The organism is Dysgonomonas reticulitermitis (assembly GCF_054601275.1).
Map to the genome: position 1 here is coordinate 150,709 of NZ_BAAHWU010000001.1, position 15,327 is coordinate 166,035.

The window sequence follows — 15,327 nt, forward strand, 5'->3', positions numbered from 1 at the left end:
TTATATTTGTGCCATGGATACAAAGCGCATATTAATTACCGGAGCAAGCGGCTTTATAGGCAGCTTCCTTGTGGAGAAGGCTCTGGAAAAGGGGTACGAAACATGGGCAGGCGTACGCCGGAGCAGCAGCAGGGAATACCTCAAAGACGAGCGTATACAGTTTATAGACCTTCATTTCGCCGACAAGGAAAAGTTGACAGTTCAGCTAAAAGAATTTGCAGCCGGGCATGGTAAGTTCGACTATGTAATTCATAATGCAGGAGTTACCAAATGCCTGAACCCTGTTGATTTTGACAAGGTAAATTTCCGTTATACGGCAAACTTCATCGATGCCCTGAAAGATGCCGATTGCACTCCCGAAAAATTTGTACTGATGAGCAGCTTAAGCGCTTTCGGCGTAGGTGACGAGATTAATTACACGCCTATCTGCCTGCCGGATAAACCGAATCCGAATACAGCTTACGGACGGAGCAAGCTGAAAGCCGAAGAGTACTTGCAATCGGCTACTGATTTCCCTTATATAATATTGCGTCCTACGGGTGTATACGGCCCGCGTGAAAAGGATTACTTCCTGATGCTGAAAACCGTAAAATCGGGACTGGATGTGGGTGCAGGATTCAAGCCTCAACACCTGACGTTTATCTATGTCAGGGATTTGGCGGATGCCGCGTTTCTGGGATTGGAAAGCACAGTCTGTAACAAAGCTTATTTTGTAGCCGACGGTGATGTACACACCGACAGGGAGTACACCCGGCTGGTGAAGCAGGTGATAGGCCGAAAACACGTCCTCAGCCTGAAAGTACCGTTATGGCTGCTTAAAGGTATTTCGGTAATGGCAGAGGAATTGTCGAAGCTGACCAAGAAACCGTCGACCCTCAACCGGGACAAGTACAAAATAATGAAGCAACGCAATTGGGAATGCGATATAGAACCTCTGAAGAGTGATTTAGGTTTCTCGCCCAAATATAACCTGAAGCGTGGACTCGAAGAATCGGTTAAATGGTACAGGGATAACGGATGGCTGTAAAAAAGTAGTAAGTAGTAAGTAGTAAGTAGTAAGTAGTGAGTTGTAAGTTGTAAGTTGTAAGTAATTAATTAATAACGTACTTACTTACCGGTTTTCGCTCACGAAAAAAAATGGTACAATCTTTATATTACTTAAAAACGGAATTTAGCAAAGTCGGGTTAGCAAAATAGCTAAAAACGTGATTATCACTACCAAAAACACCTCTTTTACTATTAAAAATAATGAACGTTGTAAGTTGGTAAGGAAAATTTTTATTACCTTTGTAGCGCTTAAAAAATATGTTCTACAACATAAAAGATCTGGAATCGATTTTAAGACATAAATATCGTTGATTCAATTTTTTAACTATAAAATTTAAAACAAAGATGATTAAAGTAGGTATTAACGGTTTTGGACGTATCGGTCGTCTTGTATTCCGTGCTGCACAAACAAGAAATGACATTCAGGTTGTAGGTATCAATGACCTTATCGACGTAGAATACATGGCTTATATGCTACGTTACGATTCTATCCACGGACAATTCAAAGGAACTGTTGAAGTAAAAGACGGTAAATTGGTTGTTAATGGAAACGCTATCCGCGTAACTGCCGAAAAAAATCCCGCAGATTTGAAATGGAGCGAAGTAGGCGCTGAATACGTAGTAGAATCTACCGGCCTTTTCCTCGAAAAATCTAAAGCACAAGGCCACATCGACGCCGGTGCAAAATATGTAGTAATGTCTGCTCCTTCAAAAGACGACACCCCTATGTTCGTTACAGGAGTAAATACCGACAAATATGTAAAAGGAACTCAATTTGTTTCTAACGCGTCTTGTACTACAAACTGTCTTGCTCCTATCGCTAAAGTATTGAACGACAAATTCGGTATCGTTGAAGCTTTGATGACAACTGTACACGCTACCACTGCTACTCAAAAAACAGTAGACGGACCTTCAGCTAAAGACTGGAGAGGCGGACGCGCTGCCGCCGGCAACATCATCCCTTCTTCTACAGGCGCTGCTAAGGCTGTAGGTAAAGTTATCCCCGAATTGAACGGAAAACTTACAGGTATGGCATTCCGCGTTCCTACATTGGACGTATCAGTTGTAGACCTTACAGCCCGTTTGGCTAAAGAAACTACTTATGCTGAAATCTGTGCTGCTATGAAAGCTGCTTCTGAAGGCGAATTGAAAGGTATACTCGGATATACTGAAGACGAAGTTGTATCAACTGATTTCATCGGCGATGCACGTACTTCTATCTTCGACGCTAAAGCCGGTATCCAACTAAGCCCAACTTTCGTAAAAGTGGTTAGCTGGTACGATAACGAGTGGGGTTATTCAAGCAAAGTATGTGAACTAATCGCTCACATGGCTAAAGTAAACGGATAATATCAATTATCTTAATATACGGAAAAGAGCTGTCTCAAAAGGATGGCTCTTTTCTCTTTATATATATTCAGACTTTTATTTTATATTTGCCGATACTATACCGTTGCACATCAGTCCCACACGAAAATAAAAAAGCTAATGTAAACCTAGAAAAAAACGAAGCAATCCGCAAAAGGAGCTGGATTGCTTCGGATAAATCCTCGCAATGACGAGAGAAAGTTCGCAATGACGGGTATATTATTTCTTCCTGCAAAGACAATCTACCAAGTGGTCATTTATAAAACCCGCAGCCTGTAAATGGGCGTAGCAAATAGTAGAGCCAAAGAATTTAAATCCCCGCTTTTTCATATCCTTACTCATAGCATCCGATTGGGGAGACGACACAGGAGCCTCACTCAACGATTTAAGGTTATTTACTATCGGTTTTTTATTAGGGAAAAATGACAATGTATAATCGTAGAAACTGCCAAATTCTTTTTGTATCTCGATAAACAGTCTTGCATTACTGATTGTCGATGCTATCTTCAACCGGTTCTTTATTATTCCGTCAAACGTCATTAAACGTTCAACATCTGCATCGGTCATCTTAGCTACCTTCTCAACATCAAAACCATGAAAAGCTTTACGATAGCCTTCACGTTTTCTCAAAACGGTGATCCAGCTCAAACCGGCCTGCGCGCCTTCCAAAACCAGAAATTCGAACAGTGTTTTATCATCGGTTACAAGCCTGCCCCACTCTTCGTCGTGGTATTTTACATACAATTCGTCTGTTCCACACCACCCACAACGCCCGTTTATTATATCCTCCATTTTGTAGTTCGTTATTTAACCGATATTGTTATTGTAGAGTTCTCTTTCTCGTCATTGCGAGCCTAAAAGGCGAAGCAATCCAGAATAAAAGAACTAGATTGCTTCGGGTAAACCCTCGCAATGACGAAAAAAGATAACTATTAATTATACGTCGGCAGCGTAGAGAACTCTTTAGAGTAGCGCATCATCTGCTCAGCATAACCTTCAGTGTAAGAAATCTTTACATCCGTAATTTTGCCATCAGCGCCTTTCACAACTTCAAATACCGGATTTACGAACCCTTTGTACGGTTTCATATTCAGTTTCTTATAGCGTTCAAGAACTTCCTTATGCAGCTTCTGGTCTACCTTCACTGCATAATTTCCGACAATGGCCTTTGCTCCGTTGAAGTCTCCTTCCGACTTGATACGTTGTATTTCTGCCAGCAGGTCGCCGAATAATGTACGCAGCTTGCCGTAATCGTTCACTACAACATAAGTCTTTCCGTCCCGCACTTTGAACTCAACCACATTGTCAGCCTTTCCTATTTCATATACCCAACGGGCTATCAACTGACGGTTGCGCATATGCGATTCTTCAATGTCTTTACCCGGTTCGATGCGCACAAGCTGTGTCATCAACCCGTTCATCATAAACTTGTAATACTCTGCTTTGTAGGCATCGGCATTCGGGATAATGCCCAACTCCACCAGCTTGGCATCGGCAAGGAAATAAAGCCCGAACAGGTCGGCGCGGGCTTCCTCGATAGTAGAACTAAATTCGCCCAAAGCATTCGGATCTACCTCCGGTAACAATTTACCCGAACCATGACCGAGACATTCGTGCAAATCGGTATGCAACACATCGGTAATGAAGCCGTACTCTTCTGTCGATTTAATTTCCACATCAGACCACATAAATTCTTTACCGAATCCGGTATGGGCGCCGGCTGCATCGTAAGCCTCCATTATATTTTCGATAGTAACCGATTTAGAGCCGTGATCTTTGCGAATCCAGTCGGCATTCGGCAGATTGATGCCGATAGGCGTCGCAGGATAACAGTCACCGCCCAGTTGAGCCACAGTAATCACTTTGGCAGTAACACCTTTTACGGTTTCTTTCTTGAAACGTTTGTCCACAGGCGAATGATCTTCGAACCACTGTGCATTGGCGCTGATAGTTTCGGTACGCTTGGTTGCTTCTACGTTCTTGAAGTTGACAACCGACTCCCAACTTGCTTTAATACCCAGCGGATCACCGTAAACTTCGGTAAAGCCGTTTACAAAGTCCACCTGCGAATTTAAATCTTCAACCCATGCAATGGCATATTGATCAAACATCTTCAAATCGCCACCTTTATAATAAGCAATCAGTTTGGTGATAACGTCTTTCTGCTTGTCGTTTTCGGCTACAGCCTGAGCTTTTTCGAGCCATGAAACAATCCGTTCGATGGCAGGGGAATATAGTCCGCCCACTTTCCAGACTTTTTCGACCAGCTTGCCGTTCTCTTTCACCAAGCGGCTGTTCAATCCGTAAGATACCGGGGTAAGGTCGGTCGTATCTTTCATTGCGCCATAGAAGTCCTGCACGTCTTTCTGCGTAACACCTTCGCCGTAATAGTTGTTGGCAGAAGCCGCAATCAGATCACCGCCCGACTGATTCACTTTCTTAGCCATTACCGCAGGGTCGAACATCACAGGGGTAATCATAGTGATGAACTGCTCCACGGTTTGCCCGTCCTTTACAGGCACTTTGTCTGCCGGAAGAGCTTTTACCTGTTCCGCGAAAAACTCTTTGGAGAATGCAGGCAGGAATTTTTCTTCTCCGTAGTGGTGATGTATTCCGTTGGAGAACCATACACGCTTAAGATAAACTTCAAATTCTTTATAATCGGGAGTGGTTTTATCTCCTTTATAATTTTCATAGATGGCCTCCAAGGTACGGCGGATAGCCAGATTGTATCTGTTATTCTGATCAAAGAGAATATCACGTCCTTCGATGGCTGCCATCGACAGGTAGTAAACCAATTCTTTTTGTTGTAAAGTGAGATTGTTGAATCCCGGCACATAATAGCGTAAGATTTGCAGATCGGCAAACTCGTCTACCTCATATTTGAAATCGGCAGGGGCTGCGTCCGCTTGTACCTGTACATTCGTTCTTTGTCCGCCGCATCCGGCAAACAGCATGGATAATCCGGCCATAGCAATAAAAACTGTTTTTTTCATTGTTTGTTTATTTTTTTCACACCTGATACAAAAGTAAGGATTTATTTTTTTCCGTCATTACGAGTGCAACGAAGCAATCCGAAAAATGAATGGTAATATTATAGATTTCTTCGCCTTTGGCTCCGCTTCGCTCTGCCGAATGTTGTTTTAGGCTCGCAATGGCGAAATTCTATGACAATACTCCTAATCACCGACCGTAGAATCAAATAGAATATCTTTCATCGAGATACTGTATGCCTCTTCATCCGATTCGCTCCGTGTGATTCTTAAAGTGTTTTCGTCCACAAATTCAATGTCCTTGTCACAGCCCAATACGCAATTTTCGATGTAAAGAGGAAAATAAAGTTTTTTATCTTTATTGTACCCGATAATATTCCCTCTGAAGTAAGACCGGAAAAGGTACTTCCCGTTTTCTATAACGCTATTTTCACTTCCCTTATTGAGGGTGAAAAGGTCAGCCTGATAATAAGTAGACCTGATAGGAGTAACAATGTCGCCATAGCCCGCAGCATACCGGTTATGGCTTTTGTTGTCGCGACCCCATTTTTCTTCATAATTCAGGTAATAATAAATATCATCGTCTTTAGCTCCCCGTTGATATATAAACTTACTTGTCTTGCTCATTTCTTTCAGCTTGTCTAATATTTCAGGAGTGCTTCGCAACTGATCGGTAATCACAAAACGGCCCTCAATACAGTCTTCACACTTAAAACTTGGTTCTCCGGCATACAACAAGCGGTAATGCTCCAATGTATTCATATCAAGGAGATGGAAATTTACATTACGCTCTATTATAGCCTGTCCCATGAATCCTTCTGTTGTCGAAAAATAGAGATACGGCTGGTCGAGAACTGTTACCTGCTCAAACGATGACGAATCGATGGTAAGGTATGCCCATTCGTTTTCCAGGATCAGGGTTTTAGACAGAGTATCTACACCGTAGGCACCCAATTTGCACTTTGCGGCATATACCCGGTTGAGGGTGTCGCTGTAAAAGTACGAAACGAATCCATCTCCGGCATATAACGAAACATAGGTGGAATCGCCCTGCAAAGAGCTTTGGTAAAAGCCTCCCAAAGGGACGGATATGCTTTCGTCCGAAACATCAAAAAGCAACCCTACATCATTGCAAACTGTCACATTCTTTTTACATGATAATAATAAGGCAAAGAAACAAAGTAGGCCGAGTGTTGTTTTCAGATTCATCAAGTTATCTAAGTAACTGTTTAAATATACTATGCCATCCTGAAAAAATGAAGGGTCTTTTTCTTCTTTAGGAACAAGACGCTTCCTCTGTCAGCATGACGAGAAAATAAAATATATCAGTAAATTATATTAGTATTCAACAAAACTATTTGCATCCGAAGATAATAAATTAATCTGATATACAATATATTCTCACATGATCACACTTAAATATTTACTTTTTTAAAATTTATTTTCCGTTATTTCTTCTGCGGGCGCTTTTGATCGTTGCGATATTGCTCCATCTGCTTGTCGATAGACTGATTTATTTTCTTATTCATATCTCCGGGCACATTGTAGCTCTGACAGTGGGTACTGCAATAATTACAATTGTCGACGCACTTGTTCGTACAATCGGGATAATTACATTCATCATATCCCAAAAGGGCATTTACTACGACGGCACAAGAAGTAAAGGATGTAAATAGAAACAGAATAAAAGTTACGATCAGGATTTTTCTCATATATGTCGTTTTTTACAAAAATAGTAATCCCCAACGAAAATGCAATGCCTGAAATAAAAAACAGGCTGTGTTAAAAGATGGAATTTCCGTCATTGCGAACGAAGTGAAGCAATCCAGATTATTGATTATTACTGGATTGCTTCGGGCTATCGCCCTCGCAATGACGTGCAAAATACCTTTTGGGCATCCTCTTCACTCTTAAATTATATTATTATTGTAAACATTACCCTCTCAGTACCAACAGTGGCGTATCGGAGTGGAAGAGCATCTTACGCGAAATACTGGGACTGAACATACGTGCAAAGATATTGCGCTTGCTGGTAGTCAGGGCCAATATCTGTATTCCATCGTCTTTTATGTATTCATCGAGGCTCTTCAGCATATCGTTGGTATCGACCAGCTTGTAATCCAAATTTAAGCCCGGATACTGCCGTGAGAAATAAGACTTGATCCCTTCCAGCTTGATCTCGTCCCACTGATCTCCTTTCTTCTGCGAGATGTGCGTTATCGAAATACGTATATCGCCGAACGGTTCGAAAAGCTTGGCCAGCAGGTCGAACGAGATAAGGTCGCGTTGACTGAAATTGGTAAGGAAAGCAATGTGCTTAACGTCTTTCATATCAGCAAACGGCGTATTTTCGGGAATGGCTATCAATGGCACGTGAGTCATCTCTATCACTTCGGCTGTCACACTACCTATCAGGTCGGCGTCTTTCTGGTCTTTGCCTCGTGTACCCATCAATATAAGGGTCGGTTTATATTCCTTTGTAAAAGTTACAATTTCTTCTTCGGGCAAGCCTTCACGCAATACATACGAATAATTGACAGCAGGAAATTCCCCATCCGAGATTTTTTTGTCTATCGTATTACATAGCTTCTGGATATTTTCCTTTACTTTTTCTATTATATTCTGAAATTCTTTTTCTTCCTTTCCCTGATATGCAAATGCCTCGGCCATAGGAAGAGCCGTAGGAAAGTATGGATTAAAATACACATGCATAATCTTTACTTTCGCATTCAGTTCGCGTGCCAGGTTAAATGCTATCCGGCATGCCTTGAGCGAATAGTCCGAGAAGTCGACAGGAATAAGAATCCTTCTTCGTCCGTCGTCAGTCCTATATGTTTCATCGTTATCGTAGCTGAACAAATGGCGGCTTTCTACAACATTGAGGGCTCTGGGAAGATCCGATTCCTTGATACGGATGCGCACTCCCGGAGCTACGCCCGGATTATCGGCATCTATATCATTAATATGGACTCCAATATTCTCACTTGCCAGAACTTTTTTCAATATTTGGGCTTTTTCATTTGTATGAATCGCGAGTGTTACCAATTTATCTTCCATTAGCCTTTTATATTTTTAGGTTGGTTATTATCTCTATATTTCAAAAAGAGATGAACACTGCTGTATCCATCTCCTTGTTTTACCTTTTTCAGACCTCTTTTGGTTCCATCATTTCCAAAGCCATATCCAAAATAGTGGTATCGTCAAGAGAGACGTATCCGCCATCCGGACCGGGCTCGAGATGTACTCCACAGCTTTGGCCCTTATTGTAATTGGACCCGCCAAAGTAATTTCTTACTGTTTCCACAGGTAATTGCAAATTTTCAGCTATTTGATGTATACTTCCATCAGGCAGATTGTCTTTAATTCTGCGAAGCTCTGTAAATTTTATAACTCTAGCCATACTATCTATGTTTTTAAATGGTAAATGATTAGGAATATGCTCCTAAAGTTATAAAATACTTTTCTGAAAAACAATCAAATTATGCTTAGGAATATTAAAAAGCGCTATAAATGAAAATAAACAGAATAGTAAGCCATATAGTACCTGCGACAATATAGCTTCTAACAGTTGAATATACAGGTATTTTAAGTTCTTCTTCAGGTACTTTCAGGATGTGGCGCCGCGAGGTTAAATAAATATAATAGACCAAAAAACCGGTAAGCGAACCCCAGATAGCCCCGCCTACGACATCGGAAATGAAATGTACCCCCAGGTAGATACGTGAATAGGCGGTTGTGAGCGCCCACAAAAAAATAGTCAGCGTATAGAATTTATTCCGGAAAAGAAGAGAAGAAAAAACCACGACGCCGAAACCGTTTGCCGCGTGATTGGATATAAACCCGTATTTACCGCCTTTCTGCCCGTTGACGGTTTCTACAAGTGCTGCAAAGTCGGGGTGATGGGTCGGGCGAAGCCGTTCGAAATAAGGCTTTATAAATTCAGCGGATATGTAATCGCAAAGTAGTCCTACCAATACCGCACAAGCCAATACCAGCACAGCTTCTTTCCATTTCATTTTGTAAACGCAGGCAAAAAGAAATACTATAGCCAGTGGCAGCCATATTACTTTTCCACTATACAAATACATAAAATTGTCCCAATATTCGGTGTGATGGTCATTCAACCACAGAAACAGGTCTCTTTCGAAAGGAAGGATTTTTTCTACTAAGCTCATTCTTTTTAGCTGTTAGCTGCTGGCTATTAGCCATCAACTACTTACTACTTACTACTACTAAATAATTTCCAGTTTATCTTTCTGCATCCATCCCACTGTGCCGTTGTCTATCTCAATTTCGAGCCAGTTACGGTCTTCCTTGGTCACTTGTACTTTAGTACCGGCATGCAGTACGGTCAACTCTTTACTATTGATATCGGGAGAACTGACCATAGGTGCAGAACCCACCATAACGACGGCTGTGCCGCGGTGTTCGATTTTCTCCTTCTGCCTGAAAGTAAAAATATTCGCGAATATAACTATAACTATCAGCACAATACCTGCATAGAATGCTGTTTTTTTGACAATTATAAGTTTTGAGAAAAAGAAAGCTACCAACGATGCCACAAACAACAAGAAACATACGACGGCTGTCTTAGCCCAAGCATTAGCGCTGAACAGGTTTTGCACGGCATTGAACCAGATAGACAGGAAGAATGTATCGGCTACCAGTATTTTATCCTCAAGCTTGGTAGAGAGGTAGTCAATATTGTGTTTAGTATCCCTGTCACCCGGATCGAGCAGTAAAGCTCTTTCGTAGTTGAGGCGGGCATGTGCCAGATCGTTCACTCTGAAATAGGCATTCCCCAGATTGTAATACAAACCGGCAGACTCCAGACCTTTTGCCTTTTGTTCGTTTTTTTCTTTTTCGAGCAATTCGATAGCCTTGCGAAAGTCGGCTTCGTTATACAGGGTTGCTGCTTGTTCGGCAACAGATATTCCCGCCACTGCCGCGGAGTCTTTCTTCACAGGGGGAACAGAATCCTGAGCATAAGATGTTGCAAATGCTGCCAATAGGATCAAATATGATAATATTATCCGTTTCATTATTTTTGAGTTTTAAGTTATGAGTTGTAAGCATTAAGTACTGAACCACTTACTACTTTCTACTTTCTACTTACTACTTTCTACTTACTACTTACTACTTTTTTCATCGTATTTTCCATTTTACCAATAGCATCCACCGTATCGTTATACAGCTTGTCCATATCCCCTTGTCCCGAAGGTGCATAGCGGGCAAATTCGCCTGTATCGAGCACGCTCATAAATGTGGTTATAAGCTCCCCACCTACTCCGTATTTGGTCAGTTCGGCTTCTATATTCTCCCTGCTCAGGTCGGCAACAGGGATCGTAAGCTTATCGCTGAGATATCCCCATACGGCGCGGAGTATCTCTTCATAGAAACTGTCTTTCTGCTGGGTTTGCAAATATTTCTTAGCCAGTTTCAGACGTTTTGTAGCCACCTTGTTTGCCTTCCTGGTACGCATCAGAGCGATGTCTGCATTGGCTTTAATTTGCTTCCTGTATATGACGGAGAAGATAATAAACAACGCCAGCGGCACAAGATAGAACAACGCATAGGATAAGGAGCCTGTAAAGAAATTATCCGGATTGTGGAACGAAAATTCGCCAGTCTTGATATAGCGGATATCTTGTTCTATTTCCAGCTCCTTCTGGTTGGAATAGCTGGTAGATGTATTCTTCCCTGCGTTCGGGTCTTTATCCACATCGAGCGTATAAGCCGGAGATGAAACCGTTTTATAAGAATTGGTTCTTGTATCGAAATAAGAAAATTCGATAGGTGGTATAGTAAACTTACCCGGATAGCGCGGGATAAAGTTATATTCGATTGTTTTTGTCCCTGTCAGTCCGTTTTCGGTCAATTTGAAATCGTTTTTCACCTGAGGGTCGTAAGTCTCAATATCCTTAGGAAATTTAATTTCAGGATTTTTGATCAGTTTCAGATTACCTGTTCCGCTTATATCGAGCTTGATGGTAACGGCATCGTTTGCCTTCATTTTCTCTTTCGAAATAGAAGGAGTAAAGTTGAAAGCTCCTACCGCGCCCGAAAATCCGAGGGGCTTGCCATCTATCGGCAGAGGAGACACATCTACCGTTTCGGGTGTTGTCCGAAGTACTTTGCGGGCTTCGGTCATCACGTTCTGAGGGCCGAAGAATGTCTGAACCTTACGTCCCGATGCTACCTCGAATACGATTTCCATCGTTCCGGCAGGAATAGTCATTTTACCCGACCGCTGAGGAAAGAGGAGTGTTTTCTTTACATCTATCACATAATAGTTTCGGCCGTTGTAGTGTTCCATTTGCATCTGGCGGTTGGCCGGAAGCTCGAAATCTTCGGTCATGAAACCCTCAAACTCAGGGAATTGTATCTTACCTACGTCTCTTATATTCAATACCGTATAGAAACGGAATGTGACTACTACGGCCTCCTGCTCTTTTACTTTGGTCTTTGAGAAGATTGCTCTCACGAAGGCATCGTTAGGATTAACGGTTCCATCGGTAGAAGACTGTGTTGTTGCCTGAGGCTGCTGCCCCGGCTCTGTTGCCTGTGCGTTCTTATCAGGCGGTAGTACGCGTATCTGTGCCGAACCCGATTTGTAACTGTGGCCGTTTACTTTTATTGTTGCCGCAGGAAGGGTGAATGTACCTTCCTCTTTAGCCATCAACACGTAGGTATATGTAATGTTACTTTCTGATGTGGTTTTTCCGTTTACACTATACGAACTGTAATTCTGCGACACAGACGGGCCAAACAGCATATCGAAACCTCTTATCTGTTCGGGAACCTGTGGCTCTTCTGAGGCATTACCACCTCTGAGTACATACTGAAGTTGTATCCGCGCACCTTTGACAGCAGATGCGGGAGCATTGATAACAAAACTTACATCCTGCGCGCATATTTCAGATATGCCGGTGAGTAATAACAGGAATAGAAACCAATACTTTTTCATTAACCTTTCTCTAATTTTTGGCAAAGTTACAATTTTAAGTAGTAAGTAGTAGGTAGTTAGTAGTTAGTTTTTTTAAGTTTTAAGTTCTTACTACTTGCTACTTACTACTTAATTTATATCGATAGCAAATTGTGCACCCGTATTGTCACCGGTTCCATTTGCAATGTTTTCTCAGTCGTTGCCGTTTCGTCATACACATCGCCCCATACATCCCTCACCTTACGTCCCGTAGGCGCCGAGTACAGAACCGTGACAGAACCCTCGGGAATAGTAATCACTCCTATTTTCTTAGGTTGTAACAACATCTTGCGTATTTCTACTACTTTATAAACTTTCCCGCCTACCTTTTCTTCCGAAAAACTTTGACGCCTGCCTGAAATATTGCTGGCGTAAAAATTGTCGATGTACGGAAAATCAGTATCCAGTATCCTGCTTATTTCCTTAGTGGTATAAAGCTTATAGGTAACAGTCAGTGTATCTTCCAGATTGACATTACTTCGGGATGGTATCACCCTTACAAAGGCGTCGACATTGTCTATTTCCTTTGCCATTTCGCCAATATCTTTTACCTCTATGCTGAAGTTGTCCGACTTGTATCTTTTACCATCTATCACAACCTCGCCCCGGGGCAAGGTATATTTCCCTTTCTTCAACGCCTTGAGAATGTATGTCGATGAGGCTGAATATGCCTGTACCCTTTTTCCTTCCTTGAACGTTGTAGAAAGAGATGTGGAAAGAGACGGACCATAAACAATCTCGAATCCGCTCATATTTTTTATGATAACGGACTCTTTTACTTCCTTATTGCTCTTTACAACATAGGCTATCTTAAATTGCTCTCCTACCGTTACGGCTTCGGGCGCTTGTATAGTCACTTTGTTTTCCTGAGCCGGTACCGGTATGGCAAAAGCAAGTAATAACGTGGCCAAAATATATAGCCGTTGTAAAGAATAGTGTTTCAATTTATTCATTACCAGTCTTTATTCTGTCTTCTGTTATCCTCGTTCTTACGTTTTTGTTCCTGCGCTTTGCGTTCTTTAACACGTTGCTGTGTGCCCTTTTCGTCTTGTTCTATTGCTTGCAGTATCTGCTGGATGTTGTCTTGCGACATCTGGTTCTGCTGGTCTTGCTTATCTTTCTGATCTTGCTTATCCTGATTTTGATTTTTGTTCTGGTCTTTCGGGTCCTCTTTTTTATCTTCTTTCTTATCGTCCTTATTCTGATCCTGACCGCCTCCGCCGCCTTCACCTTCCTTGTCTTTCAACATTTTCTGTACTACGGCAAGATTATAGCGGGTTTCATCGTCTTTAGGATTGAGGCGTAAAGCATTCTTGTAGGCTTCCATCGACATTTGCAGATTATCGGCTTGTTGTCCGCCGCCCGGTTGCCCTTGTCCCTGTTGAGCCATCTGCTGCCCCATTTGTTGAGCTTGCTGACCTTTCTCATTAGCCTTTTTCTTCAGATAAGTATTGCCCACATTGCTCCATGCAGCGCCCATCTTGTCTTTATCTTTACTTTCCAGTTTCAGATAATGGTCGTACTCTGTCAGGGCATCATCCCATCTTTGTTGTTTATAATATGTATTCGCCAAATTGAACGAAGCCTCTTTCGATTTTGCATTCTCTTTGATTGCCTTGGCATATTCGGCTTCGGCAGCGCCGAATCGTTGTTCATTATAGGCATTATTCCCCGCGCGGACAGCCTTACGCTCTGCTTTTTGAGCAGACAGGCCAACAGCCATCAGGGCAAATAATGTTATCAATATCGTTTTTTTCATAACTTTAATTATCAGTGACCCCTCCAACCTCCCCGTGGGAGAGGCTTAAGTCCCCCTCGGGGGATTTAGGTAAGCTTTATTTAAACAATCGTATATTCCTGAATATCTTGTTCTTCTTATCGAAGATACATACCTCGACAAAGAGCAGAACCAACATAGCCCATGCGAATATCTGGAACTTTTCGTCATATTCCGAATAGGCGGCTCCTCCGTCGATACCTTTCTTTTGCAATTTTTCCAATTCAGCCTGAAGGCTTTTCAATGCACTGTTTGAATTGTCGGCATGTGCATACAACCCTTCTCCGGCTTTGGCTATCTGGCGGCACATTTCTTCGTTGAGTTTAGTAACCACAGGTTGTCCCTGATTATCCCTCTTCATATCTCTCGCGCCTTCAGCCACAGGAATCATAGCCCCATCGGTAGTACCGATACCTATAACATTCACATGGACACCCCTTTTGGCAGCTTGTTCGGCGGCTTGTTCGGCATTGCCTTCATGCCCTTCACCATCGGTAATGAGAACGATGGCCTTATCGATATTTTCATCGTTGGAAAAACAACTCATACTAATGTCGATCGCGCTTCCGATAGCCGTTCCCTGTACCGGAACAAGCCTTGTATCAATCGTTTCGAGAAACATTTTCGCCGATTGGTTATCGGGGGTCATTGGCAATTGTATAAAGGCTTCTCCTGCAAACACAACAATAGCGACCTTGTCGTCCCGGCGCTCGTCGATGATGCGGGTAAGTATTTGTTTGGCCTTTGCAAGCCTGTTTGGCGAAATATCTTCGGCCATCATCGAATTGGATACGTCGATGGCGATAACAAGTTCTATCCCTTTCCTGTCAACAGATTCTTTCTTTGTTCCGAATTGCGGGCGAGCCAGTATTACGATCCCGAAACCAATAATGACCATTGTCAGCCAAAATTTCAGGTAAGAACGTTTTAGCGAAAGCTCCGGCATCATTTTCTTTACCAGAGCAAGTGTGCCCAGCTTTTCCACGCTTTTGCGTTTCCGTATATTCAGGAAGATAAACCCCAGAACGAAAACCGGAATGGCGAAGAATAAATAAAGGTATTCCGGATTGGCAAACTTAAATATATTCATGTTCGAGTTGTTTATAGCTATTAGCTGTTAGCCATTAGCTAAAAGCTTTTAATTCTTAATTTTTCAT

The 15,327-nt window shown here is 42.2% G+C and carries 14 protein-coding genes; 2 read left to right on the plus strand and 12 right to left on the minus strand.

Annotated elements, in window-relative coordinates:
* Nucleotides 1-13: 13 nt before the first annotated feature.
* Both ACYPZI_RS00665 and gap read left to right on the plus strand, forming a co-directional pair.
* A complete protein-coding gene (locus ACYPZI_RS00665; RefSeq protein WP_459597599.1) occupies nt 14-1,027 on the plus strand; it encodes an NAD-dependent epimerase/dehydratase family protein in 1,014 nt (337 codons plus the stop codon).
* Nucleotides 1,028-1,392: 365 nt separating this feature from the next.
* The gene (gene gap, locus ACYPZI_RS00670; protein ID WP_459597601.1) at nt 1,393-2,397 is read left to right on the plus strand and encodes a type I glyceraldehyde-3-phosphate dehydrogenase; all 1,005 of its coding nucleotides are present in this window, start codon (nt 1,393-1,395) and stop codon (nt 2,395-2,397) included.
* A gap of 237 nt (nt 2,398-2,634) precedes the next feature.
* Here the strand turns inward: gap and ACYPZI_RS00675 are convergent, their stop codons facing one another.
* From ACYPZI_RS00675 to ACYPZI_RS00730, 12 genes are all read right to left on the minus strand, one after another.
* Nucleotides 2,635-3,207: a DNA-3-methyladenine glycosylase I gene (locus tag ACYPZI_RS00675; protein ID WP_459597603.1), complete on the minus strand. Its 573-nt coding sequence runs from the start codon at nt 3,205-3,207 to the stop codon at nt 2,635-2,637.
* Between the two features lie 140 nt (nt 3,208-3,347).
* Nucleotides 3,348-5,411 (minus strand): dipeptidyl-peptidase 3 family protein, encoded by a 2,064-nt coding sequence (locus ACYPZI_RS00680; protein ID WP_459597605.1) that lies wholly within the window; start codon nt 5,409-5,411, stop codon nt 3,348-3,350.
* Nucleotides 5,412-5,594: 183 nt separating this feature from the next.
* Complete coding sequence (locus ACYPZI_RS00685; RefSeq protein WP_459597607.1) at nt 5,595-6,617, minus strand: hypothetical protein; 1,023 nt, start codon at nt 6,615-6,617, stop codon at nt 5,595-5,597.
* 239 nt (nt 6,618-6,856) lie between these two features.
* On the minus strand, nt 6,857-7,120 hold the full coding sequence (locus tag ACYPZI_RS00690) for a hypothetical protein (RefSeq protein WP_459597609.1): 264 nt from the start codon (nt 7,118-7,120) through the stop codon (nt 6,857-6,859).
* A 223-nt stretch (nt 7,121-7,343) separates the two neighbouring features.
* On the minus strand, nt 7,344-8,465 hold the full coding sequence (locus tag ACYPZI_RS00695) for a universal stress protein (protein ID WP_459597611.1): 1,122 nt from the start codon (nt 8,463-8,465) through the stop codon (nt 7,344-7,346).
* A gap of 88 nt (nt 8,466-8,553) precedes the next feature.
* Entirely contained in the window at nt 8,554-8,808 is a 255-nt protein-coding gene (locus tag ACYPZI_RS00700; protein WP_459597612.1) for a DNA-binding protein, read from the minus strand.
* 94 nt (nt 8,809-8,902) lie between these two features.
* The gene (locus ACYPZI_RS00705) at nt 8,903-9,583 is read right to left on the minus strand and encodes a phosphatase PAP2 family protein (protein ID WP_459597614.1); all 681 of its coding nucleotides are present in this window, start codon (nt 9,581-9,583) and stop codon (nt 8,903-8,905) included.
* A 57-nt stretch (nt 9,584-9,640) separates the two neighbouring features.
* Complete coding sequence (locus tag ACYPZI_RS00710; protein WP_459597616.1) at nt 9,641-10,450, minus strand: tetratricopeptide repeat protein; 810 nt, start codon at nt 10,448-10,450, stop codon at nt 9,641-9,643.
* 80 nt (nt 10,451-10,530) lie between these two features.
* Nucleotides 10,531-12,375: a BatD family protein gene (locus ACYPZI_RS00715; RefSeq protein WP_459597618.1), complete on the minus strand. Its 1,845-nt coding sequence runs from the start codon at nt 12,373-12,375 to the stop codon at nt 10,531-10,533.
* 113 nt (nt 12,376-12,488) lie between these two features.
* Entirely contained in the window at nt 12,489-13,346 is an 858-nt protein-coding gene (locus ACYPZI_RS00720) for a BatD family protein (RefSeq protein WP_459597620.1), read from the minus strand.
* The gene (locus tag ACYPZI_RS00725) at nt 13,346-14,152 is read right to left on the minus strand and encodes a tetratricopeptide repeat protein (RefSeq protein WP_459597622.1); all 807 of its coding nucleotides are present in this window, start codon (nt 14,150-14,152) and stop codon (nt 13,346-13,348) included. Before ACYPZI_RS00725 ends, ACYPZI_RS00720 begins: the two co-directional genes overlap by 1 nt.
* Nucleotides 14,153-14,228: 76 nt before the next feature.
* Nucleotides 14,229-15,254 (minus strand): vWA domain-containing protein, encoded by a 1,026-nt coding sequence (locus ACYPZI_RS00730; RefSeq protein WP_459597785.1) that lies wholly within the window; start codon nt 15,252-15,254, stop codon nt 14,229-14,231.
* Nucleotides 15,255-15,327 lie beyond the last annotated feature (73 nt).

Coding starts and splice junctions, on each gene's coding strand:
- ACYPZI_RS00685 (WP_459597607.1), bottom strand. CDS start 6,617: ATGAATCTGAAAACAACACTCGGCCTACTTTGTTTCTTTGCCTTATTA.
- ACYPZI_RS00725 (WP_459597622.1), bottom strand. CDS start 14,152: ATGAAAAAAACGATATTGATAACATTATTTGCCCTGATGGCTGTTGGC.
- gap (WP_459597601.1), top strand. CDS start 1,393: ATGATTAAAGTAGGTATTAACGGTTTTGGACGTATCGGTCGTCTTGTA.
- ACYPZI_RS00710 (WP_459597616.1), bottom strand. CDS start 10,450: ATGAAACGGATAATATTATCATATTTGATCCTATTGGCAGCATTTGCA.
- ACYPZI_RS00695 (WP_459597611.1), bottom strand. CDS start 8,465: ATGGAAGATAAATTGGTAACACTCGCGATTCATACAAATGAAAAAGCC.
- ACYPZI_RS00675 (WP_459597603.1), bottom strand. CDS start 3,207: ATGGAGGATATAATAAACGGGCGTTGTGGGTGGTGTGGAACAGACGAA.
- ACYPZI_RS00715 (WP_459597618.1), bottom strand. CDS start 12,375: ATGAAAAAGTATTGGTTTCTATTCCTGTTATTACTCACCGGCATATCT.
- ACYPZI_RS00700 (WP_459597612.1), bottom strand. CDS start 8,808: ATGGCTAGAGTTATAAAATTTACAGAGCTTCGCAGAATTAAAGACAAT.
- ACYPZI_RS00705 (WP_459597614.1), bottom strand. CDS start 9,583: ATGAGCTTAGTAGAAAAAATCCTTCCTTTCGAAAGAGACCTGTTTCTG.
- ACYPZI_RS00665 (WP_459597599.1), top strand. CDS start 14: ATGGATACAAAGCGCATATTAATTACCGGAGCAAGCGGCTTTATAGGC.
- ACYPZI_RS00720 (WP_459597620.1), bottom strand. CDS start 13,346: ATGAATAAATTGAAACACTATTCTTTACAACGGCTATATATTTTGGCC.
- ACYPZI_RS00680 (WP_459597605.1), bottom strand. CDS start 5,411: ATGAAAAAAACAGTTTTTATTGCTATGGCCGGATTATCCATGCTGTTT.
- ACYPZI_RS00690 (WP_459597609.1), bottom strand. CDS start 7,120: ATGAGAAAAATCCTGATCGTAACTTTTATTCTGTTTCTATTTACATCC.